The sequence below is a fragment of the Bradyrhizobium sp. Unk1 genome (genome assembly GCF_059512345.1).
In genome coordinates this window covers 113,424-132,705 of record NZ_JCAMOP010000016.1, presented here as the reverse complement: position 1 = coordinate 132,705, position 19,282 = coordinate 113,424, and the positions used below count along the sequence as shown (strand labels likewise).

22 protein-coding genes are annotated in these 19,282 nt (G+C 64.8%); 8 read left to right on the top strand and 14 right to left on the bottom strand.

What is annotated here, in order from left to right:
• Nucleotides 1-156 precede the first annotated feature (156 nt).
• The 3 genes from AC5ZFO_RS21985 to AC5ZFO_RS21975 form a co-directional block, all read right to left on the bottom strand.
• Complete coding sequence (locus tag AC5ZFO_RS21985) at nt 157-867, bottom strand: outer membrane protein (protein ID WP_282521117.1); 711 nt, start codon at nt 865-867, stop codon at nt 157-159.
• Between the two features lie 287 nt (nt 868-1,154).
• Nucleotides 1,155-1,589: a hypothetical protein gene (locus tag AC5ZFO_RS21980; RefSeq protein ID WP_282521118.1), complete on the bottom strand. Its 435-nt coding sequence runs from the start codon at nt 1,587-1,589 to the stop codon at nt 1,155-1,157.
• Nucleotides 1,590-1,801: 212 nt separating this feature from the next.
• Nucleotides 1,802-2,170: a His-rich protein BRANT gene (locus tag AC5ZFO_RS21975; RefSeq protein WP_282521119.1), complete on the bottom strand. Its 369-nt coding sequence runs from the start codon at nt 2,168-2,170 to the stop codon at nt 1,802-1,804.
• A gap of 251 nt (nt 2,171-2,421) precedes the next feature.
• Here AC5ZFO_RS21975 and AC5ZFO_RS21970 point away from each other — a divergent pair, with 251 nt between their 5' ends.
• Both AC5ZFO_RS21970 and AC5ZFO_RS21965 read left to right on the top strand, forming a co-directional pair.
• Complete coding sequence (locus AC5ZFO_RS21970; RefSeq protein ID WP_282521120.1) at nt 2,422-2,964, top strand: tetratricopeptide repeat protein; 543 nt, start codon at nt 2,422-2,424, stop codon at nt 2,962-2,964.
• 106 nt (nt 2,965-3,070) lie between these two features.
• The gene (locus tag AC5ZFO_RS21965) at nt 3,071-4,459 is read left to right on the top strand and encodes a serine hydrolase domain-containing protein (protein ID WP_282521121.1); all 1,389 of its coding nucleotides are present in this window, start codon (nt 3,071-3,073) and stop codon (nt 4,457-4,459) included.
• Here AC5ZFO_RS21965 and AC5ZFO_RS21960 read toward each other — a convergent pair.
• Entirely contained in the window at nt 4,446-6,014 is a 1,569-nt protein-coding gene (locus AC5ZFO_RS21960) for a S10 family peptidase (RefSeq protein ID WP_282521122.1), read from the bottom strand. The genes AC5ZFO_RS21965 and AC5ZFO_RS21960 overlap by 14 nt on opposite strands.
• Before the next feature lie 250 nt (nt 6,015-6,264).
• On the opposite strand from AC5ZFO_RS21960, the gene AC5ZFO_RS21955 reads away from it, so the two are divergent.
• Complete coding sequence (locus AC5ZFO_RS21955) at nt 6,265-7,044, top strand: NAD kinase (RefSeq protein WP_282521123.1); 780 nt, start codon at nt 6,265-6,267, stop codon at nt 7,042-7,044.
• Between the two features lie 13 nt (nt 7,045-7,057).
• Here AC5ZFO_RS21955 and AC5ZFO_RS21950 read toward each other — a convergent pair whose 3' ends face one another.
• From AC5ZFO_RS21950 to AC5ZFO_RS21940, 3 genes are read right to left on the bottom strand one after another with little or no spacing between them, the layout of a single operon-like run.
• Complete coding sequence (locus tag AC5ZFO_RS21950; RefSeq protein ID WP_282521124.1) at nt 7,058-7,642, bottom strand: hypothetical protein; 585 nt, start codon at nt 7,640-7,642, stop codon at nt 7,058-7,060.
• Between the two features lie 34 nt (nt 7,643-7,676).
• On the bottom strand, nt 7,677-7,931 hold the full coding sequence (locus AC5ZFO_RS21945) for a helix-turn-helix domain-containing protein (protein WP_049807677.1): 255 nt from the start codon (nt 7,929-7,931) through the stop codon (nt 7,677-7,679).
• Nucleotides 7,932-7,933: 2 nt separating this feature from the next.
• Entirely contained in the window at nt 7,934-8,497 is a 564-nt protein-coding gene (locus AC5ZFO_RS21940) for a DUF2975 domain-containing protein (RefSeq protein ID WP_282521125.1), read from the bottom strand.
• A gap of 172 nt (nt 8,498-8,669) precedes the next feature.
• Here AC5ZFO_RS21940 and AC5ZFO_RS21935 point away from each other — a divergent pair, with 172 nt between their 5' ends.
• Both AC5ZFO_RS21935 and AC5ZFO_RS21930 read left to right on the top strand, forming a co-directional pair.
• Nucleotides 8,670-9,215: a response regulator gene (locus tag AC5ZFO_RS21935; RefSeq protein WP_008549760.1), complete on the top strand. Its 546-nt coding sequence runs from the start codon at nt 8,670-8,672 to the stop codon at nt 9,213-9,215.
• A gap of 31 nt (nt 9,216-9,246) precedes the next feature.
• Nucleotides 9,247-9,825: an Hpt domain-containing protein gene (locus AC5ZFO_RS21930; RefSeq protein ID WP_282521126.1), complete on the top strand. Its 579-nt coding sequence runs from the start codon at nt 9,247-9,249 to the stop codon at nt 9,823-9,825.
• Nucleotides 9,826-10,007: 182 nt separating this feature from the next.
• Here AC5ZFO_RS21930 and AC5ZFO_RS21925 read toward each other — a convergent pair whose 3' ends face one another.
• The 4 genes from AC5ZFO_RS21925 to folE form a co-directional block, all read right to left on the bottom strand.
• On the bottom strand, nt 10,008-11,183 hold the full coding sequence (locus tag AC5ZFO_RS21925) for a DUF2336 domain-containing protein (RefSeq protein ID WP_282521127.1): 1,176 nt from the start codon (nt 11,181-11,183) through the stop codon (nt 10,008-10,010).
• A 183-nt stretch (nt 11,184-11,366) separates the two neighbouring features.
• Nucleotides 11,367-12,386 carry a lytic transglycosylase domain-containing protein gene (locus AC5ZFO_RS21920; RefSeq protein WP_282521128.1) on the bottom strand — a complete coding sequence of 340 codons (1,020 nt, stop codon included), beginning with the start codon at nt 12,384-12,386 and terminating at the stop codon, nt 11,367-11,369.
• Nucleotides 12,387-12,526: 140 nt separating this feature from the next.
• Nucleotides 12,527-12,949, bottom strand: a complete 423-nt coding sequence (gene hisI, locus AC5ZFO_RS21915; protein WP_282521129.1) for a phosphoribosyl-AMP cyclohydrolase — start codon at nt 12,947-12,949, stop codon at nt 12,527-12,529.
• Between the two features lie 46 nt (nt 12,950-12,995).
• Nucleotides 12,996-13,688 carry a GTP cyclohydrolase I FolE gene (folE, locus tag AC5ZFO_RS21910; RefSeq protein WP_063982517.1) on the bottom strand — a complete coding sequence of 231 codons (693 nt, stop codon included), beginning with the start codon at nt 13,686-13,688 and terminating at the stop codon, nt 12,996-12,998.
• Nucleotides 13,689-13,931: 243 nt separating this feature from the next.
• On the opposite strand from folE, the gene AC5ZFO_RS21905 reads away from it, so the two are divergent.
• Nucleotides 13,932-14,387: an iron-sulfur cluster assembly scaffold protein gene (locus tag AC5ZFO_RS21905; RefSeq protein WP_496122528.1), complete on the top strand. Its 456-nt coding sequence runs from the start codon at nt 13,932-13,934 to the stop codon at nt 14,385-14,387.
• A 104-nt stretch (nt 14,388-14,491) separates the two neighbouring features.
• On the opposite strand, the gene AC5ZFO_RS21900 is transcribed toward AC5ZFO_RS21905, so the two are convergent.
• Complete coding sequence (locus tag AC5ZFO_RS21900) at nt 14,492-15,388, bottom strand: COG3904 family protein (protein WP_282521132.1); 897 nt, start codon at nt 15,386-15,388, stop codon at nt 14,492-14,494.
• A gap of 248 nt (nt 15,389-15,636) precedes the next feature.
• On the opposite strand from AC5ZFO_RS21900, the gene yidD reads away from it, so the two are divergent.
• Nucleotides 15,637-15,975, top strand: coding sequence for a membrane protein insertion efficiency factor YidD (yidD, locus tag AC5ZFO_RS21895; protein ID WP_282521133.1), 339 nt, complete (start codon nt 15,637-15,639; stop codon nt 15,973-15,975).
• A gap of 101 nt (nt 15,976-16,076) precedes the next feature.
• On the top strand, nt 16,077-16,289 hold the full coding sequence (locus tag AC5ZFO_RS21890) for a hypothetical protein (RefSeq protein ID WP_282521134.1): 213 nt from the start codon (nt 16,077-16,079) through the stop codon (nt 16,287-16,289).
• A gap of 128 nt (nt 16,290-16,417) precedes the next feature.
• Here AC5ZFO_RS21890 and AC5ZFO_RS21885 read toward each other — a convergent pair whose 3' ends face one another.
• Together AC5ZFO_RS21885 and AC5ZFO_RS21880 are read right to left on the bottom strand one after the other, a co-directional pair.
• Complete coding sequence (locus tag AC5ZFO_RS21885) at nt 16,418-17,632, bottom strand: hypothetical protein (RefSeq protein ID WP_282521135.1); 1,215 nt, start codon at nt 17,630-17,632, stop codon at nt 16,418-16,420.
• 2 nt (nt 17,633-17,634) lie between these two features.
• Nucleotides 17,635-19,002, bottom strand: a complete 1,368-nt coding sequence (locus tag AC5ZFO_RS21880) for an APC family permease (protein WP_496122527.1) — start codon at nt 19,000-19,002, stop codon at nt 17,635-17,637.
• Nucleotides 19,003-19,282 lie beyond the last annotated feature (280 nt).

The following is a 19,282-nucleotide window of genomic DNA, read 5'->3' as shown; positions in this document are numbered from 1 at the left end:
CATGACGCGCGTGAGAACGTGCGCGCCAGCCCGTTTACTTGCAAATGACGCGCCAGATGGTTCACGCAAAGCAAACAACAGCTAGGCAAACAAGGACCCGGCAAACGAAAGGCCGGCGTGAGCCGGCCCTTGTCAGATCGTGGTCGCTGTCGGGCGTCAGTAGCGCGAGGCTGCCGGTCCGCCCCAGCCAAAGCGGTAATTCACACCGACCTTGACGGTATGCTCGTCCTCCCGGCCCCGAACGCCGACGACGTCGGCCGGACCGGAGGTGAAGGTCGTGCTGCCAAAGTTGTAGTACTGGTACTCGGCCTTGGCCGACCAGCTCGGTGCGAACATGTATTCGAGGCCGGCACCGACAGTATAGCCGTCCTTGTTATTGCCGGTGGCGGTGAAGGGCTGCGCCACGCCGGCGACGTTGACGCCGAGGCCGCCATTGCGCCAAGCGTAACCGCCCTTGGCATAGACCAGCGCCGGTCCCCAAGTGTAGCCGATGCGGCCGGTCACCGACCCGAGCTGGTCGGTGTTCGACGTCACCTGCGTCCCCAGCGGGAACGTGACACCGTTGTTGTTGGTCGGCAGCCAAGAATACTGGGCCTCGATACCCACCACCCAATTGGGCGCGAACTGGTAGTCGAAGCCGCCCTGCACGCCGCCCAGGAAGCGGGCGTCGCTCGACTGGAAGCTGCTGTCACCGGCGAACGCACCGCCGACATGGCCGCCGATGTAGAAACCGGTCCAGTTGTAGATGACCTGCGGCGGCGTATAGACGGGCGCCTTGGTATAGGGGCGTTGCTGCATGTCGGCCGCGGCGGCCGGTGCGGCCAGCGCAAGCAGAGCGGCTGCTGCGCCCAGCAAAATCGTCTTCATGATCATCCCCGTTCTTTCAAATTCGACACTCAGGAAACAACGTGGCGTGAATTAGGTTGCTTCGCGGCGATGCCGGAACGTTGATCGTTCGTCACTGTGACGGAGTGGCAACAACGCGATTTTGTTCCGTCACACCTGCCTGCACCGACAGTTTTCGTCGTCTGCGCAAGGCGGGCTGTAACGATCTGTCGCAAGGCAAACCGGCCCCGTTCAAAGCTCGCCAAATTGTGATCCAGCGGCTCCGGCGGCCCCTGTCCTAGCACCTGCCGATGAAGGCGGGCTTTGCGCTACCGCGCCATCTTTTCCAGTTCCGGAAAGGGTGCGTAAACCGCACCGGCGCAGAGTTCGCCGGCGCGATCGACGATGCGGTCGCCCCGCCCGTTGACGAAGACGGCGGCCCGTTCGCGCACGCCCTTGTAGCTGCCGTCGGTCTCGCGTGGCGTGAAGTGCAGGCAGGCGACGTAGAACTGCCGTCCGCCGATCTCGCGCAGCACCGGATCGGCCATGGCGGCCTCGCGCACGCCGACGGGATTGTTGAGGTAAGCGCGCATCAAGGCCAGCGTGTCACTGCGAAAATTGTCGGGAAACGGCTGCGGCCCTCCCGCCTGGGTCCCCTCCATCAGGGATGGGCGATCACCGTCGCTGCCGAAACATGCCGCGAGCGCCAGCGGCAAGACCAGAACCAACGCCAGGATCACCGCACGCTTCGCCAATCGCCCCACAGGCCACGCTCTCCGCTCGATCAGACTCGGAGGATGTTCTAGCTCCAAGGTTGCACGAAGGGAATTCGGTCCTGCTCGCAGGCTGCGCAAATAACGCACCGCCCCGCCGCCGGCGCCTGCGCTTTCGCGCTGACGCCGAGACGACGGGCCGGGCCTGAATTCCGCACGCGGCGGCGGGCAATGCCAGGGATGCCGCCGCGCCGGATCAGTCGTTAGCTGCGCTTGTCGACGGCCGCCGGCTTGGTCACGTCAGGCTGCGCCTTCAGCGACTTCTTGGCCGACAGATGCTTGTGGTGGTGGCGATGCGTGCGCACGGCCTTGTGCTCGTCGGGCGTGACCGCGGCATTGGCGTTCATCGCCTTCGACTTGGTATCCGCCTTGGCGTCCGCCTTGACGTTGGCGGCCTTCGTGTCGGCCTTGACGCCGGCCTCGGGTTTCGCGGCGGTGGTCGACACCTTGGTCTGGCTCTGGTCCGCCTTGATCACCGGCGCGGTCGTGGTGGTCTTGCCGGCTTCAGCGGCGAAGGCCGGGGCTGCGATTACGGAAGCGGCGAGCAAGGCTGCGGAAATGGTCTTCAACATGGTTGGTCTCCTCTTGGAAGGATCTTGAGGCGGCGCCCTCTCGCCTACTCTTCGATCGTAGGTGGGAGCCTAGGCGGCGCGCGCTGAACCCAATCTGAAGCCCGTCGCAGGCTTCTGTTCATCTCGATGACAAGTTTGTCATCTGCGAAGGGGCGAATAGATCGTGCGAAGCGGGAATGTTTTTGCCCGATGGGTGTTCCGGTCTTTGGGCAATCGTGTAGGATCGCCACGTTCCATACGGGAGAAGATAGATGCGCAAACTTTCCATGCTTCTGGTGCCGGGGCTTGTCTCGATGGCGTTGGCCGCCGGACCGATGCTGACCAGCGCCTACGCCGCGGGCAGCGATGAGCCCTCGCCGCCGCCGAAGTCGGACAGCTCGGCCAAGAAGGGGAAGAAGAAGAGCTCCTCCATCAGCGATCCCAAATTCCTCGCGGCCTATCGCACCGCCTACACCACGATCTACGACGGTCACGACTACACGAGCGCGATCGACCAGCTGAAGTCGCTCAAGCGCGACGACGTCGCCGACGTCGCCAATCTGATCGGCTACTCCTATCGCAAGCTCGGCGACTACCAGTCGTCCAAGGCCTATTACGAGCTGGCGCTGAAGGACGATCCGAACCACGTCCGCACCTGGCAGTATTACGGCCTCTGGCAGCTCGAGCAGGGCAACCGCGAACAGGCGCAGTACCACCTGAACAAGATCGCCTCGCTCGCCGGCACCGACAGCTCCGAATATCGCTCGCTTGCCGCGGCGCTCGACAAGCCGACCGGCGCGACGCTCGTCTACTGAGACATCGCGTCTTTGAACTGAGCGAACGGGCACAACCTCGGGGTTGTGCCCGTTCCGCTTTCTCGGTTAGCCTCGCGTACCGATCCCCCTCGCAAATTGGTGCGCAATGGACACGTGGCTGCGATCCGCGATCGACTACATCGGCTCCTGGATCGAATTCCAACAGACGACATTCCAACAGCCCGGCGTCATCGTCGCATTCGCCCATCGCGGCGAGGTCGCGGCCGAACATGCGTTCGGCCTTGCCAATCTCGACACCGGCGAGAAACTCACCCCGCGCCACCGCTTCCGCATCGCCTCGCATTCGAAGAGCTTTACCTCCGCGGGCATCATGAAGCTGCGCGAGCAGCGCAAGCTCCGGCTCGATGACACGATCGGCCAATATGTCGGCGGCCTGCATCCAGGCGTCGCGGAAACGACGATTGCGCAGGTGCTCTCGCACAGCGCGGGGCTGACGCGCGATGGCGCCGATTCCGGGCAGTTCATCGACAACCGCCCCTATCTCAACGCCAGCGAGTTGCTCGCGGAATTGAAGCTGCCGACCGCGATCGAGCCGGGGACACGCTTCAAATACTCCAACCACGGCTTTGGCCTGCTCGGCCTCGTCATCGAAGCCGTGTCGAAGGAGCCCTACTCCGCCTGGATCAAGCGCGAGATCATCGAGCCCGCAGGCCTGCGCGAGACCGAACCGAATGCGCCGCTTCCCAAGGGCGCGCTGTTCGCGCGCGGTCATACGCGAAAGCTGCCGCTGGGCGAGCGATGCGTGATCCCCGGCGATAATCCGGCCCATGCGATGGCATCGGCCGCGGGCTTCGTCGCTACGGCCGCCGACACGGCCCGCTTCTTCGCCCAGCTCGCGCCTAATGCAAGAAAGAGCGTGCTGTCGGTCGCGAGCCGCCGCGAGATGACGCGAAACCATTGGCGTGTCCCGCAGAGTTTCGAGGGCTATTACGGTCTCGGCGTCAACGCCGGCAAGACCGACGGCTGGGACTGGTTCGGCCATGGCGGCGGATTCCAGGGCTACATCTCCCGGACCTGCTCCATCCCCGCTTGCGAGCTCGCGATCAGCATCCTCAGCAACTCGATCGACGGCGCGGCGCCGTTCTGGATGGATGGCGCGATGCAGATCCTGCGTGTCTTCAAGACCCGCGGCGCGCCCGATCGCCGCGTGCGCGACTGGACCGGCCGCTGGTGGACGATCTGGGGCGCGACCGATTTCGTGCCTGTGGGCAACCGTGTGCTGATCGCCAATCCGCAGTTCAACAACCCGTTCATGGATTCCGCCGAGATCGAGGTCACCGGCCGGGACACCGGCAAGCTCGCTTGGGCCGCGGGCTATTCGAGCCATGGCGAGCCGGTGCGCCGCGTCCGCGACAAGCGCGGCAAGGTCAGCGACATCTGGATCGCCGGCGCCAATATCAAGCCGGAGCGCGTCGTCGCGCGCGAAATCGCGCGGCGATATCCGCCGCGCAAGCGGCGGCCTACTCTCGGATAAGAGCCTCGACCTCGCTCCGAAACGCCTGCCGTGAGCCGTCGCGCGAATAGAACATGTGGCCGCCGGGATAGACGACGAACTTGACCCGCTGCGTCGCGAACGCCGGGAGCTGGTCGAGCACCCGCTTCGATCCGAAATAGGGCGTGGCGAGATCGAACAGGCCGTGCGCGACCAGCACGTTCAGCTTTCCGTCGGTGGCGAGGATCTGGCGCAGCTCCGACACCGACTGCGGCGGGTTGATGCCGCGACCGAAATCCCAATTGCCCTCGACGGCGCCGTTGAGGACTTCATAGGAGCCATCCGGCCGCCAGTTGAGCTTGCGCGTGAGAACATCGACCGCCGCACTCGTCAGCGGCGCCTGGAGCGCATCGCCCGAGGGATCGCCGAACCGGGAGCTGCTCGAATCCGGATAGGGATCATAGCCTCGCACCGAGGCGTCGTAGCGCCCCGTCACCTTGCCGTTCTTGCGGTCGAACTCGCGGCGGAATTCGCCGACGTCGAAACGGCCGGCGAGCCGACGGCTCACGGCCTGGTCGATCCCGGTGAGCTCGGCGACCTTGTCGGCAAGGCGATTGGTGGCCTCCTTGTCCGCCTCGCCCTTGACGAGGTCGGCCAGGAACTCGCCCCGCGCGTAAGCCTCGACGTCGGCGAGATCGGCGCGCTTGACCGGCCCCTTGGCTTCGCGCGCCACCGCGACATAGCTCGGCAGCGTCGCGACATATTGCAGGAGGCTGGTGCCGGTGAACTCGCGGAAGTCCAGGAGCGGCGACACCAGGATCAATCCCCTGACGCCGACGCCATGCTGGAGCTGCAACTGGCGAACGACCTTCGGCCCGCGAATGCCGCCATAGCTTTCGCCGGCGACATATTTCGGCGAGGTCAGCCGGTCGTGCTTCTCCAGCCAGCGGCGGATCACAAGCGCGATCGAATTGACGTCGCCGTCGACGGAGTAGAAGGACTTGCGCGCGTCCTCGCCGCTGGCAACGAAGCGACTGTAACCGGTGCTGACGGGATCGATGAAGACGAGATCGGTGAAGTCGAGCCACGTCTCCGCATTCGGCTTCACCTCGGGTGAGGCGGACGGCGACAGGGCTTCGCCATCGAGCGGCAGCCGCCACGGACCCGCAGCGCCGAACTGGAGCCATGCCGAGGACGCGCCGGGACCACCGTTGAACAGGAACGTCACGGGGCGCGTCGCGCGGTCGGCACCATCGAGCTCATAGGACGTATAGGCGATGTCGGCGAGCGGCTCACCCTTGCCGTCGAACACGCGGGCCGAGCCGGCCGTCGCAGTGAAGTCAAGTGCACGGCCCGGCAGATCGAGCGTCTGCTTCGTGGTCGAATCCGACGGAAGGCGATGCGGCTCGGCGGCGGACGATGAACCCTGTGACGCGCCTGGCGTGTTGCCGCCGCGCCCACCCTTCTGTCCCGCCGGGGCCGTCGTCTCGGCGCGCGGCTGCGGCGGATCGTCCGCGCGGGCAAATCCCGCGAGCGCGAAAGTCGACACCGCCAGTACCAGGGCCGCGCGGCGGAGCGCCGGCAAACGCATGACCATGATCGTTCTCCTTGTCCGGCTGCGAGAGCCGGCGAGCATCGAAAGGCTAGCGAGAAATTGCGACGGTTTGGGGGATAACCGGCCCAGTGGCGCCTGAAGAAGCCGCGCGGGCACAAACCGACCCGGATTTGCCCTGAATCGGGACGGACGCTGTTTGCCTTGAAGAGCGGTCCTTCTCGACAATGGAGGCCCAGGTCGTATAGACGAGCCCGGCGGAACTTTCTCCAGCCAGCGGCCCTGCCCGGAAGCCATGACCAAGCCAGCGCGATACAACCGGATCGCCTTTGTCGCAAGCCCAAGCAGCGAGGCGCAAACCGCCTTCGGCCAGCTCACCCGGGACTATGGCAATTGCGCCCCGAAGGACGCCGATGTCGTGGTCGCGCTCGGCGGCGACGGACTGATGCTCCAGACGCTGCACCAGAACATGCACTCGGGCAAACCGATCTACGGCATGCACCGCGGCACCGTCGGCTTCCTGATGAACGAATACTCGACGGTCGACCTTCGCGCCCGTCTCGAGGCGGCGCAGGAATCCGAGATCAACCCGCTCCTGATGCGCGCGACCGACGTCAATGACCGCGTCCACCTGCATCACGCCATCAACGAGGTCGCCCTGTTCCGGCAGACCTACCAGGCCGCGCGCCTCCGGATCCTGATCGACGAGCGCGAGCGCATGCCCGAGTTGATCGCCGACGGCATCATGGTCGCGACGCCCGCCGGCTCAACCGCCTACAATCTGTCCGCGCAGGGACCGATCCTGCCGATCAACGCCGCGCTGCTGGCGCTGACGCCGATCAGCGCCTTCCGCCCGCGCCGCTGGCGCGGCGCGCTCCTGCCCAACACGGCTTACGTCGTGATCGAGGTGCTGGAGGGCGACAAGCGCCCGGTGGCTGCTGTGGCCGACCATGACGAGGTGCGCGACGTCCGCCGCGTCGAGGTCCTGTCCGACAAGACTATCTCGATGCGCATGCTGTTCGACCCCGGCCACAGCCTGGAAGAACGCATCCTGCGCGAGCAGTTCGGCTCCTGAGCGCCGGCGCGGATCACTGGCCGCAAGACTGAATCGATTCCAGGCCGTCCGCCATGGCGGGATCACCGAGCAGATCAAAATCCCTGACGACGGGAACGAAGCTCTTCGTCTCCGATGTCATCAGATAGATCGTGACAGCCAGCGATGCCTGCGGCGCCGCGTTGGCGCGACAGAATTCCTTGGCTGCCACGCCGAGTCCCATCGACCCGCGTTTGCCTTGCTTCCCCTGCTCGACCATCGACGCACGCAGCGCCTCGAAGCGCGCAGCATCGCCCGGCGACAAGCGATAGGCGTAGGTTGAGGAGCCCTGCGGCGGCGCAGGCAGGCCGGCGCGATCTCGCGGGTCGCTCATCTCCATCATGGCGAAGCTCGTCTTGGTCTCGGCCTCGCCGGCTACTTTGGTGACGACGTCGAGCTTGACGCCGCCCGAACGTGGCCGCAGCACGTCGGGCAACTGCACGGCGACGCGCAGCACCGACAGATCCGTCGTCCTGGCATCGATGCGGGCAAGCGGCGGGATCGATGTCAGCGGCACCGAGCTGCAACCGGCAAGCATGAGCGCAGCCGCGCTCGCAAGAACGCGCGCAGGGCGGTTCATCGCAGGCATCTCCAATCTGGACTTGAAGGATTGGCTAAGCCGATTTCCGGCCGGCCCCGCGCGGCTCCAGCGCGTCGTCCGCGCTGTCGGGGACATATTCCAGGATATCGCCGGGCTGGCAGTCGAGCACGGCGCAGATCCGCTCCAGCGTGTCGAAGCGGATGCCGCGCACCTTGCCTGACTTCAGCAGGGAGACGTTCGCCTCCGTGAGCTCGATGCGCGCGGCAAGCTCGCGCGACCTGATCTTGCGCCTGGCGAGCATGACGTCGAGGTTGACGATGATCGGCATGGTCAGATGATCTCGCTGTTCTCGTGCCACATGCGAACGGCATCGGCCATCACGGTTGCGAACGCGACGAGCGCGAGGCCGCTCAGCACCGACAGCACATGCGACTGCTCGATGCCGAACATGACCACGAGCTGGCCGGGCTGGTTGGCGCGCGTCAGGTTGATCGTGGTGAGCATCTGCACCAGCGGCGACATCAGCGCGTTGACGATCAGCGCGAGGCCCATCCGGCGGATGCGCCAGGCGTTGTCGGTCACGAAGACCTCGCCGCGCGCGAAACGGGAGAACAGCATCGAGAGCTGCAACAAGGCGTAGAGGACAGGCGCAAGTCCGATCAGGCTGATCAGGGCGCCGGCGAGGCGCGTGCCGAAATTGAGCGTGAAGGGCCGCGCCCCCAGCGGAGACTGGGTCGCGATCCAGTGCCGGAGCATCTCGTCGCTCGACCAGAGCAGCGGCACCGCAAGCACAGCGCCGGCGACGCACAGGAGCGCGCCGACGGCCACGATCCGTCCGATGCGCCGCAACCGCGGCTCGACCGGCGCAGGAAAAGGAAACGCGACGACGCTCATCGGATTAGCTCCCATTCAATTGCATATTTTTATCGTTTTACAATAAAAAATGGCGGAATTACGATATTTACTTCTTCCCTCGTCGCGTACTCCGCGAAATGCCGGCGGCAACCCTTCCTTAACCCCCGCTGCGATATGGTTAACGAAAGTTGACCGCTCCGGCCCAGGCGTCATGTTCCGCATCGATTTCAACAAGCTGCGCTTCCTCGTCTGCGACGACAATCCGCACATGCGCCGCATCCTGCGGACGCTGCTGCACTCCTTCGGCGCGCGCGAGGTTTACGAGGCCGAAGACGGCGCCACCGCGCTGGAAATGTACAGCCATTACGTGCCCGACATCGTCATCACCGACTGGGCGATGCCGATCTTCGACGGGCTCGAGCTTGCGCAGATGATCCGGCAGCCAGAATCCAAGGGCAATCCCTACGCGCCGATCATCATGCTGACCGGTCATTCCGAGAAGCGCCGCGTCACGGTCGCGCGCGATGCCGGCGTCACCGAATTCCTGGCCAAGCCGATCTCCGCAAAGGGCCTCTACCAGCGCATCCTCAACGTCGTCGCCAATCCCCGGCCCTTCATCAAGACCAAGACCTATTTCGGTCCGGACCGGCGCCGCAACACCAACTCCGCCTATATGGGCCCCGAGCGCCGCGTCGGCGAAAAGCACGAGGTGCTCCAGCAACCCTCGCTGCTCGACAAGGCTCGTTCCTCCATCTAGCGCAACGTCTCACACGATCGGGGCAGACATCATGGCGAAGAACGGCGCAAAGGACATCGAGGTCACGGCCTTCGCCACGCACCAAGTGATCACGCAGCCCAATCCGCTGCGCAAGGTTCTGCGCCGGGTCGAAGAAAAGGATTTGGACGATCCGGTCGCCCGCGCCGAGCAGGCGCTCGCGGGCCTCTCCAGTGAGTTCAAGGACTGGATGACCACCGAGGTCAATCGTCTGTCGGCCGCTTATGTTGCTATCCGCCATGAGGGCTTCACGAAGGAGCGGCGCGACGAGCTGTTCCGCGCCGCGCACGACATCAAGGGCGACGCTGCGACGTTCGGCTATCCGGCGGCGGCGGGAGTTGCGGAGAGCCTGTGCCGCGTCATCGAGCACGCGCCCGATCTCGACAAGGTGCCGGCCGAGCTGTTCACGCACCACATCAACGCCATCCTCGCCATCGTGCATGAAAACACCAAGCTCGACAGCATCAGCGTCTCGGCCGAGCTCAGCCGCCGCCTGCGCAAGGTCGCCGACGACTATCTCGCCGACGTCAACCGCGACCGCCCCGAGCATCTCGAGGTGATTTTGGCACCGAGCATCGCGCCGGCGGAGTAGCGCCCCGGCTCTCTTCTCTCGTCATTGCGAGCGTAGCGACGCAATGACGGAGTGTGGGGGTGCTCTATCGCCACAATCAGCATCGTAGGGTGGGCAAAGCGGAGCGTGCCCACCACCTGTCGCTATCATTGATGGATGGTGGGCACGGCGCTTTGCGCCTTTGCCCACCCTACGGCATCTCGTTATGCCGCAATCAGATCGTCATACACCGGATCAAGCGCGTCATCCGCGGCGAGCTCGTCGCAGAACAGCCTTGCCTCTTCGCGCGCGGATTCCGTGGCAAAGCGGCGGAGCAGGACCATCAGCGGTTCGGTGGCGCCGCGGTCGGTTTCGCAATGGGTGAGCACGCGCTCGACCATGCGCCGGCGCAGCCGCGCCGCGCCGTCGTCGGTATCGACAAAACCTTGCTCGTGGCAGGCATCGAGCGCGACCTGGAACGCCGCAAAGGTCGCCTCGGGAAGTCCGGCGCGGCGGAGCAGCGCGTGCAGGCTGTTGCCGCCACGGTCGTGCAGCAGCGCGCAGACGCGTGCCAGCGGCAGGTCGGCGAGTTCGGCGATTGCCGCATCGAACAGATCGAGATTGCTCGACAGCAGCGCGCGCAGGATCAGGCCCGCGGTGAGCTGGCCCGTGACGCGCAAATGATGCACCAGGCCCTGCATGTCTTCGCCGCGCGTGCGCGCCGCGATGTTGATGGTGGAGCGGTCGCGCGCCTCGATCGTCACGCGCTCGGCACGGTCGGCGCTCAGCCAGTTCCGCGCGACGACGAATTGCGCCAGGGTTTCGGAAAGTTTGGCCACCAGCGCGGCACGCGTGGCCGACGGCAGATCCTCCAGCACCAGCATCGCCTCGCGGATCGCGGCGAGATGGCCGTGACGCTCGACGATGCGATTCCAGGAGAACGGTGCAAGCTCCGCGTGCGGATTTTCGATCAGCTCGAGGGCTGCCGCAGCACAGCCGACTTCGGCGATGGCGGCGCAGACCGACACCGGCAACGCGATGCGGCGGGCGACCGCGCATTGCACCTCGTCATTGCCGGTTGCGACGATGTCGACGAGATCGGCGTCGATCAGCAGCGGCGAATGTTCGAGCACGGGCAGCGCGACGGTCGGCTGGTCCGCCGACAGCGCCCGCACGATCGACGCCGGCGCATCCGTGCTGCGCGCAAAGGCCTCGGCCATCGCCTGCCGCACCAGCGGCGAGGGATCGTCGAGCAGCATCAGGAGCGCGCCTTCGGCCGCGATACGGTCGTCATGGGAAAGGTCTGAGATCAGCCAGGCCCGGGCCAATGCCCGCGTCGCCTCGGCCCGCTCGCCGGCGGGCGCCGTCCTGATCCAATTGATAAACTGCCGAACGATCATGGTGCTTCCGGCTTACGCAACGAAGACGAAGCGGTGACGGCTTGTCACCTGCAACACAAAATAAACCACGACGCTTAACAAAGCGTTCACCATAACCGGCTGGTTTTATTGACGTTTTGTTAAGGGAACAAAGCCGCCCGCCACGCGTCCGGGACACGAGAGCGGGTTATTCGCGCGACGACATCAGCTCGAGAACGTCCCGCTGCGATCGCTGAAGAGATCGAGCGGTTGCGGCGGACGCACGTCGGGCGTCGCCGATGCGATCGAGGCAAGCGAGGCGTTGTTGCCCCACAATTTCTGCACCGTGGTCGAAACCGGCTGCGTGGTATCGCCGGGCTGATAGATCGAGCGGAATGCGGGTGTGATCGGCGTGTTGTCCGCAACCGTTGACGACGACATCGCACTCACCGGCGTCACGCCGCGCGCTTCTGGAAATGTCTGCAGGTAAGCGGCGTTGTCGATGACAGGCGCGGTGGGCTGCACGCCATTGGCACTTGCGACCTGCGTCGTAGATGGCGTGCCGCCATACATCGCCATTGCGCTGCGGGTCGTCTTCGAATTCGCCGCGCTGGCGTAGCGCGCGTCGAGCACCGAATAGACCTCGGAGACGCTGCGTGCGCGGCCGTCCCTGGCGTAGAAGATCGAGCGGTTGGCGGAGGCCGCGTTCGGAAACAGCCGCGCACCGACCCCTTGCGGATTGTCTTCGGCATTGGCGATCAGCTTTGCGGCGCCGCCGACACCCATGAAATGGGCCATGTAGAGTTCGCTGTCAGACGGCCTGCGGCCGAGCAGTCCGGTGAGCTTGAAACTGTTCGACTGCGTCAGCGCTGCCGCCATGGTGGAGGCGGCTTCCGGATCGTCGCGCAGCTTCATGATCGACCGCTTCATGGCGGGATCATCGACCGCGTAGCTGCCCGACGACGTCCTGGTGATGGCGTCGGAATAATTGCCATAGCCGAGCTGGGTGCCCGCCTCCTTCACCGTACCCAGCCAGGTCTGGTCGATGAACTGGTAGAGCCCGTGCGCGGACGACGTGGTGGCTTCCGCCGTCGGATCGAAATCCGATTCCATCTTGGCGGTCGTCAGCATGTACTGGAAGCTGACGCCCGTCCGGTTGGAGACCTGCTTGATCGCGCCGGCGACGCGTGCCCGCGACGGATCGAGACCCGTCGTCTGAGAGGCACTGGAATTGTCGACCGACATGATGGAGTGCCCGCCCCGTGCGGCGTTGAGCGACGCCGGCAATTCGGCGCCTATCGTCTCACCGTGGGACAGGTATGGTTAATGCGGGGTTAATCTGGCCCCTCGCCGTCATTCCGGCCCGCCCCGCGTATAACGACGGGCTATTTCTTGTAGACGGCGTCCGGATCGAACAACCTGTCAGCATCGACAAAGACGAGCTTGGCGCCGCCGCCCTCGGCCTCGACCTTGCGGTAAAAGCAGGACCGGCGGCCGGTGTGGCAGGCCGCGCCAATCTGCTCGACACGGATCCAGACCGCGTCCTGGTCGCAATCGGTGCGGATCTCGACCACGCGCTGGGTCTGACCCGACGTCTCACCTTTTCGCCACAAGGCATTGCGCGAGCGGCTGAAGTACCAGGCCTCGCCGGTCGCAATCGTCTTGCGCAGCGCCTCGTCGTTCATGTGCGCGACCATCAGCACGTCGCCGGTGGCGACGTCGGTCGCGACGACTGTCACGAGGCCGGCAGTGTCGAACCTGGGCAGGAAGGCGAGACCTTCCTCGATCTCATGGGAGTGAGCGGACACGGGCGTCCTCGCTTGGAGCATGACGCGGAAACAGACCTTCGCGAGGTCAGCGCGTCGTGCCTCGCACCAGGGACAGGAAACGGGCTTGCTCCGCCGGATTGTCGCGGAACATGCCGGTGAAGCGGCTGGTGAAGGTCGAGGCACCATGCTTGGCAACGCCGCGCACCGACATGCAGGTATGCTCGGCCTCGATCAGCACGGCAACGCCGCGGGGCTTGAGGATCTCATCGATGGCCGCCGCGATCTGCGCCGTCATGTGCTCCTGGGTCTGGAGCCTGCGGGCGAAGATGTCGGTCAGGCGCGCAAGCTTCGACAGGCCGACGACGCGTTCCACCGGCGTATAGGCGATGTGCGCCTTGCCGTAGAACGGCATCATGTGATGCTCGCACTGCGAGGTGAACTCGATGTCGCGCACCAGCACGAAGTCGTCATAGCCGGCCGTCTCGCCGAAGGTTCGGTCGAGCACCTCGGCCGGGCACTGGTGGTAGCCCTGATAGAGCTCGTCGAAGGCCTCGACCACACGGCGCGGCGTGTCGAGCAAACCTTCGCGCGCGGTGTTCTCGCCAATATAGGCGAGCAGCGTCTTCACCGCCGCTTCCGCCTCTGCGCGCGCGGGGCGCGGCTGGTCGGCGCGGACGGCGGCCGCGAGGAATTCGGCAGGGTCGAGCTCAGCCGGGCGGCTCTCGGGCTGGCGGTCGGAGGGCTTGCCCGGGCGGATGGATTTGATCGTAGCGTCCATGTCTACTCCGTTCGACGGCCTCGCGGCCGGAGTGTCACCGGCAGACGGGGCGGCAAGCCGCCGGACGCCTGAAGAGAACAGTTTTGACGAAAAAAGGCCCTTTGGGTCATCACGCTGGCAGCGCGGATCTGGACCGCTGCCGCCGCACCGCTGGACTGTTTTTCCGCCAGTTCCGCCCCTATATAGGACCCTGGACGGCGCCCGCCAAGGCCGATCCGGTGCGGAAGTGTTGGACTCCATCACATGCTGAACGACATCTATAACAAGCGGATCATCGAACTGGCCGGGAATATTCCACGCCTCGGACGGCTGCCGGACCCCGACGCCACCGCCACCGCCCACTCCAAACTGTGCGGCTCGACCGTGAAGATCGACCTCAAGATGGAGGGCGAAAAGGTCACCGACTTCGCCCATGACGTGAAGGCCTGTGCCCTCGGACAAGCCTCTTCATCCATCATGGCAAGTCGCATCGTCGGCTCGACCGCAAGCGAACTCCGCGAGTTACGCGAAACCGTTCGCAAGATGCTCAAGGAGAACGGCGCGCCTCCTGAAGGCAAATGGGAAGAGATCAAATTCCTCGAGCCGGTCCGCGACTACAAGGCGCGCCACGCCTCGACCCTCCTGACCTTCGATGCCGTGGTCGATGCCATCGGCCAGATCGAGGCGAAAGCCAAGCAGCCGGCCGCGGCGCAGGGCTGATTTGGTCGAGGTCATTCCGGCGCGAACCCGGATTCTCGCGCTGCGACATCTGAATTCCGGCGTCGTCACCTTGCGACGCGCCGGGGATGGCGATCAGGGAAATCTTACTTCTGCGAACCCGCGCTTGGCGCCGCGCCGGTCGGCACCATGGCTTCCGCCGTCTTGGTCGACTTGACGGGTTGCTGTTCCGCTTCCGCGCCGAACCTCGCCTGCGTCTTCGGCGCGAGTTCCGCCACCGCGGGCGCCGCGACGTCCACATGCGGCAGCACGTCGGCCACCAGGTTCGTGGTCACGAGATTGGTGAGCTTCAGCTCGCCAGTATCCAGCTCGTGCAGATCTTCCCACGGCGGCACGCTGAGCGCGAGCGAGAGCAGGTCGCCGGCCCCGCCCATATCGAACGTGTATTTGGCGAGCCGGCCGATGTCGCGCTCCACGATCATCAGGTCCTGCGCGCTGTAGCTCGCCGCCTTGGCATCGTCGGCACGATCGCCCATCCAGATCTGGTGGACCCGGACATGAGCAGCTTCCGGCACGTAGCGCTTCTTGCCGGCCAGCAGCAGGAACACGCACATGGATTCGCAATAGGCTTCGGGCGCAACCGCCGGACGGGCCGACTGCCCGCCGCGGTTCTGAACGCTGATGCCGACGGTGGTCGAAAGTCCGAGATTGCGGAAGCGCCGGCCGAGCGTGATCGCGTCGTTGACGGAACCGCCGCTGGAATCGAGCACCACGGTCGCGCCGCCAAGCTGTCGTCCGCGCGAAAACTCCTCGAAATCCCTCGGCGTATCAGCGGTGATGATGCCGACCGCGCTGACCCAGCCGCGGCAGTTCGGGTCGCAGGCGACCCAGTTGAACTTCATCGGCAGCTTGCGCTCTTCGAGGGCGGCACCGGCATGAGCCGTTGTGCCGGTCGTGGCGACAGCTCCGAAGAGCGTGACGCCAAGTGCGGCGGCCCCAAGCAACAACCAACCGCGTCGATCAAGGGAGTTCAGAAGTCTCAATCTGGTTCCTTCCCCAAGCCCCAAAGGTCCCCCAACAATCCTCGGCAGCGCCCTCTGAGTCCATCATACGGGCGTATGTTTCTACACACGGACGTCATAAAAATGGTATCCGGGGGAATACAGATCGTCCACAGGTACTTGCTGCACTGCTCCCAAAAAGCACGATAAATATGGCGCAGAAACAACAACTTGCAGTTCCCTGCGCCGGAACCGCGCAATACCTCGCTCACGATCGCAGCACAGCGCCCATGAAGCATTCAGCCTGCGAGCACTGTTCCACTCCCATCGAGGGCGCTCTCCGGCTCCCGCGCCGATTCGGCCGCGCACTGATCTGGCTGTACCGCCACACGCTCTCGCCGCTGGTCGGCTACAATTGCCGGCACCTGCCGACCTGCTCCGTCTATGGCGACGAGGCGATCGAACGGTTCGGGCTGTGGGCCGGCGGCTGGATGACGCTCGCGCGACTGCTTCGCTGCAATCCTTTCGGCACCTCGGGCATCGACAACGTCCCCCCCGCCGCACCGCAAGGGGCGCGCTGGTATCTGCCCTGGCGCTATGGCCGCTGGCGCGGCGTCAACGCATCCTGAATATGACCAGGAACGCCGCGGTGCTTTGCGCAACGCTGCCTTGAATGGAACCGGAACTTCCCTCTCGCGTTGTTGTGATGCTCCCACGGGAGGAAACAAGAATGCGCTGGAAAATCAGCCCTCATTTTCACTTCAAGTTTGGGCCAAATCTTGGTCACCGCGGGCGTCATCATGATCCCAGAACCCTCGACATGATTGCCATCATCGCGCTGCTGGTGCTCGTGGTCGGCTCCGGCTGGTATCTGGCGACGAGCCTTGCCACGGCGCCGAGCACCACGGCCTTCATCGTGCCGAGCCAGAGCGTGCACTGGTAGACTGGACGTTAGAGATCGAGCACCGGCCGACCCGCATCGGGTTTGGCGACATACCATCAGATGGCGTTCGCATTCGTACGGGTGGTTGTCATCGCCCGGAGCCCCTGACACCCGCCTCAACAGGCAACCTAACGAAACCAGAAAAAGCGCCCGGGCGGCGGCGGGATCGACTCGGGCGGACGTAGCCGCTTCGGACGCGGCGGCCTTGGCGACGGCTCGGCGGACGAGGTGTTCTCCGCAGCCGGCGCGGTCTCGCTTCCCGGCACCCTCACCGACAGCAGCAAGTTCGATTCATGCGTCCGCCAGCGATAGCCGACGCCGAAATCGATCGGCTGGGCGCGCGTGAACAGTTCGGCGTAGCGCGCCTGGTGGCGGCCGGGGAATTCGTCGATCGGTCCGAGATAGCGGCCGAACGGGAAGAACCGCCACTGTTGCGCATTGTAGTTCGCGAGCGGAATGCCGGAATCGTCCTGGATGATGGTCGCGCTGTTGGCAAGCAGCCAATTGCGAGCGACGGTGAAGTCGCCCTTGTGGAGGAGATAGGACGCGCTCTTGAGCAGGCTGTTGCCGGGGCCGAGCGTCTCGCAGAACTTCAGGAAGCCTGCGGCCCGCGCGCCGGCATTGGAGAGATCGGTCGAGAAATAGTACAGCGTGCGCGCCTCGCCGTCGCTTCCGGCAAAGGTGATGCGGACACCGCGCGTCGCGTTCCGTCCCGGATTGTCGCCTCCCGTATGCACCCCACCCTTGTCGTCTAGCGCAATCATCTCGACATTTCGGATGGTCTTGCCGGAGCGCGCGAGGAAGACATAGAGGATCGGCAAGGTGCCGTTGACCTGGTTGGCGTGCAGGTCGACCTTCATGTGCTTGGTGATGAAGAAGGAGAAGCTCAGAATCGAGCCGAGCGAACGCTCGACATTGTAGAGCGCGGCACCGACCGAGCCGCGCGGCAGCCGTGTCAGGTCAGGCACCGCGCCGACCGGCTCCAGCGCACCGAGCACGTAAGTGCTGGCCTTGGAATAGAACGCGTTGGCGTAGAGGAAGTCGGGGCCGCTGAACAAGTAGAACATGGTCGGCCGGGGCGCGGCCAGATTGACGTCGGCCCAATCGCGGATCTTCGAGAGCTGCCGCTGCTCGAGCTGGGCGAAGGCGCCGTCGAAGAATTTTGCGTGGCGCTGCCAGCCCGGGTCCTTGGTGAGCGCCACCAGCGGCGAGTCCGGCGAAGGCTGCATGCCCGCGAGAAAGCGCGCGGTATCATCGAAGGTGACGTCGGCGGCGCGTGCAGACGAGACGGCCGCGGCCAGCAGGGCAAGAGCGACGGCCGCAATTCTCATGGGTCGAAACATGTCTATTCGCGGTGTGATGAATTGCCAGCGGCGACCGGCCGCCTGCGGAAAACAGCGTAGATCAACAGACCCGAGAGCATGAGGAGCATCCCCGCCAGCGACTGCACCGGCCGCTCGGTGAACAGGTAGTACATCATGAACGCGGTCACGAGCAGGAAAACCAGCGGCGTGAACGGGTATCCCCAGGCGCGATAGGGCCGCGGCAGGTCGGGATCGGTGATGCGCAGCTTGATGACGCCGGCGACCGTGAAGAACGAACAGAACAGCAGCGCGAACTGGATGAAGTCGAGCACCGCCTCGAAGCTGCGCGTAAACAGCAGCAGATTGGCGACGGCAAGCTGAAACAGGATGGCATAGGCCGGCGCGCCGCTCACCGATCGCTTCGAGAACACGCGCAGGGCCGGAATGTCCTCGCCCATCGTCATCATCACGCGCGGGCCGATCCACATCATCGCGCTGATCGAGGAGACCAGGCCGACGCAGATCATCGCACCGACGATCCGGCCGCCGAGGCTGCCGAAGATCGCGCTGCCGGCGACGCTGGCAACATGGAGCTGGCCGGCGAGCGCACTGACCGGCGTGGAATAGAGGAACACCGCATTCAGCGCCACGTACAGAACCAGCACGATCAGCGTACCCGCAAGCAGCGCGCGCGGCAGATCGCGCTGCGGCATGTTCATCTCGCCGATGATGTAGGTCGCGGCATTCCAGCCCGAGAACGAGTACATCACGAAGACGAGCCCGATCGCGAAGGGCGCACTGACGATATACGCGAGATCACCCGGCTGCGGCGTGAAGACAATCGGCTGCGGCGTGCCGATGACGAAGCCGGCGAGCAGGAAGGCGACGATCAGCAGGACCTTGAGGATGGTCGAGATCAGCTGGAAGGTCGAGGAGTGCCTGACGCCGGTCAATTGCACGATCGAGACCAGCCACACCACGCCGATGGCAAGCGGGATCGGCGGCAGATCGGGGACGACCGATTTCGCGTATTCACCGAACGCCATCGCCGCAAGCGCGACGGGCGCTGCGAAGCCAACCGTCGCCGAGACCCAGCCGGCGAGAAAGCCGAAGGCGGGATGATAGGCGCGGCCGAGGAAATTGTACTCGCCGCTCGAGCGCGGAAACATGGCGCCGAGCTCGCTGTAGGAGAACACTCCGCACAGCGCGACGATGCCGCCGATGGTCCAGAGCAACAGGATCGAGAAGCCGGAGGGGATGTCCTTGACCTGGAAGCCGAGGCTGGTGAAGACGCCGACCCCGATCATGTCGGCAACAACGATGGCGGTTGCGACCAGAACGGAGACCCCCGGCCCGCTCCTCGTCAGCCGGCCAGTCCAGGGCGCGGGTCCCGCATCTGATGCCGTCATCGGGGTCCTCAACCTCAGGCGTCACGTCTCGTGAGGAGCATCGTGCAGTCTGGTCCAGTCAATTCAAGCAGGGTTAACAAGGGTTAAATGAGGCGTACGCAATCGGTATTGCGGCACCTCTTGTGCACGATCCTGGGTAATAAGGCCCCGTGAACACCGGAGAATCCCGTTTCGCACCCCCACAATCAGGACACGATTGCATGGTCCTTTTGAGCATTCCGGATGTGGGGAAGTTTCTCCGGACACTTAACGTCGCCTAAACGCCAGTCGGCTCAATTAG

Excerpts from the sequence above, each read along its gene's own strand:
- AC5ZFO_RS21985 (WP_282521117.1), bottom strand. The coding sequence starts at position 867 with ATGAAGACGATTTTGCTGGGCGCAGCAGCCGCTCTGCTTGCGCTGGCC.
- AC5ZFO_RS21975 (WP_282521119.1), bottom strand. The coding sequence starts at position 2,170 with ATGTTGAAGACCATTTCCGCAGCCTTGCTCGCCGCTTCCGTAATCGCA.
- AC5ZFO_RS21970 (WP_282521120.1), top strand. The coding sequence starts at position 2,422 with ATGCGCAAACTTTCCATGCTTCTGGTGCCGGGGCTTGTCTCGATGGCG.
- AC5ZFO_RS21965 (WP_282521121.1), top strand. The coding sequence starts at position 3,071 with ATGGACACGTGGCTGCGATCCGCGATCGACTACATCGGCTCCTGGATC.
- AC5ZFO_RS21960 (WP_282521122.1), bottom strand. The coding sequence starts at position 6,014 with ATGGTCATGCGTTTGCCGGCGCTCCGCCGCGCGGCCCTGGTACTGGCG.
- AC5ZFO_RS21955 (WP_282521123.1), top strand. The coding sequence starts at position 6,265 with ATGACCAAGCCAGCGCGATACAACCGGATCGCCTTTGTCGCAAGCCCA.
- AC5ZFO_RS21950 (WP_282521124.1), bottom strand. The coding sequence starts at position 7,642 with ATGAACCGCCCTGCGCGCGTTCTTGCGAGCGCGGCTGCGCTCATGCTT.
- AC5ZFO_RS21945 (WP_049807677.1), bottom strand. The coding sequence starts at position 7,931 with ATGCCGATCATCGTCAACCTCGACGTCATGCTCGCCAGGCGCAAGATC.
- AC5ZFO_RS21940 (WP_282521125.1), bottom strand. The coding sequence starts at position 8,497 with ATGAGCGTCGTCGCGTTTCCTTTTCCTGCGCCGGTCGAGCCGCGGTTG.
- AC5ZFO_RS21935 (WP_008549760.1), top strand. The coding sequence starts at position 8,670 with ATGTTCCGCATCGATTTCAACAAGCTGCGCTTCCTCGTCTGCGACGAC.
- AC5ZFO_RS21930 (WP_282521126.1), top strand. The coding sequence starts at position 9,247 with ATGGCGAAGAACGGCGCAAAGGACATCGAGGTCACGGCCTTCGCCACG.
- AC5ZFO_RS21925 (WP_282521127.1), bottom strand. The coding sequence starts at position 11,183 with ATGATCGTTCGGCAGTTTATCAATTGGATCAGGACGGCGCCCGCCGGC.
- AC5ZFO_RS21920 (WP_282521128.1), bottom strand. The coding sequence starts at position 12,386 with ATGTCGGTCGACAATTCCAGTGCCTCTCAGACGACGGGTCTCGATCCG.
- folE (WP_063982517.1), bottom strand. The coding sequence starts at position 13,688 with ATGGACGCTACGATCAAATCCATCCGCCCGGGCAAGCCCTCCGACCGC.
- AC5ZFO_RS21905 (WP_496122528.1), top strand. The coding sequence starts at position 13,932 with ATGCTGAACGACATCTATAACAAGCGGATCATCGAACTGGCCGGGAAT.
- yidD (WP_282521133.1), top strand. The coding sequence starts at position 15,637 with ATGAAGCATTCAGCCTGCGAGCACTGTTCCACTCCCATCGAGGGCGCT.
- AC5ZFO_RS21890 (WP_282521134.1), top strand. The coding sequence starts at position 16,077 with ATGCGCTGGAAAATCAGCCCTCATTTTCACTTCAAGTTTGGGCCAAAT.
- AC5ZFO_RS21885 (WP_282521135.1), bottom strand. The coding sequence starts at position 17,632 with ATGTTTCGACCCATGAGAATTGCGGCCGTCGCTCTTGCCCTGCTGGCC.
- AC5ZFO_RS21880 (WP_496122527.1), bottom strand. The coding sequence starts at position 19,002 with ATGACGGCATCAGATGCGGGACCCGCGCCCTGGACTGGCCGGCTGACG.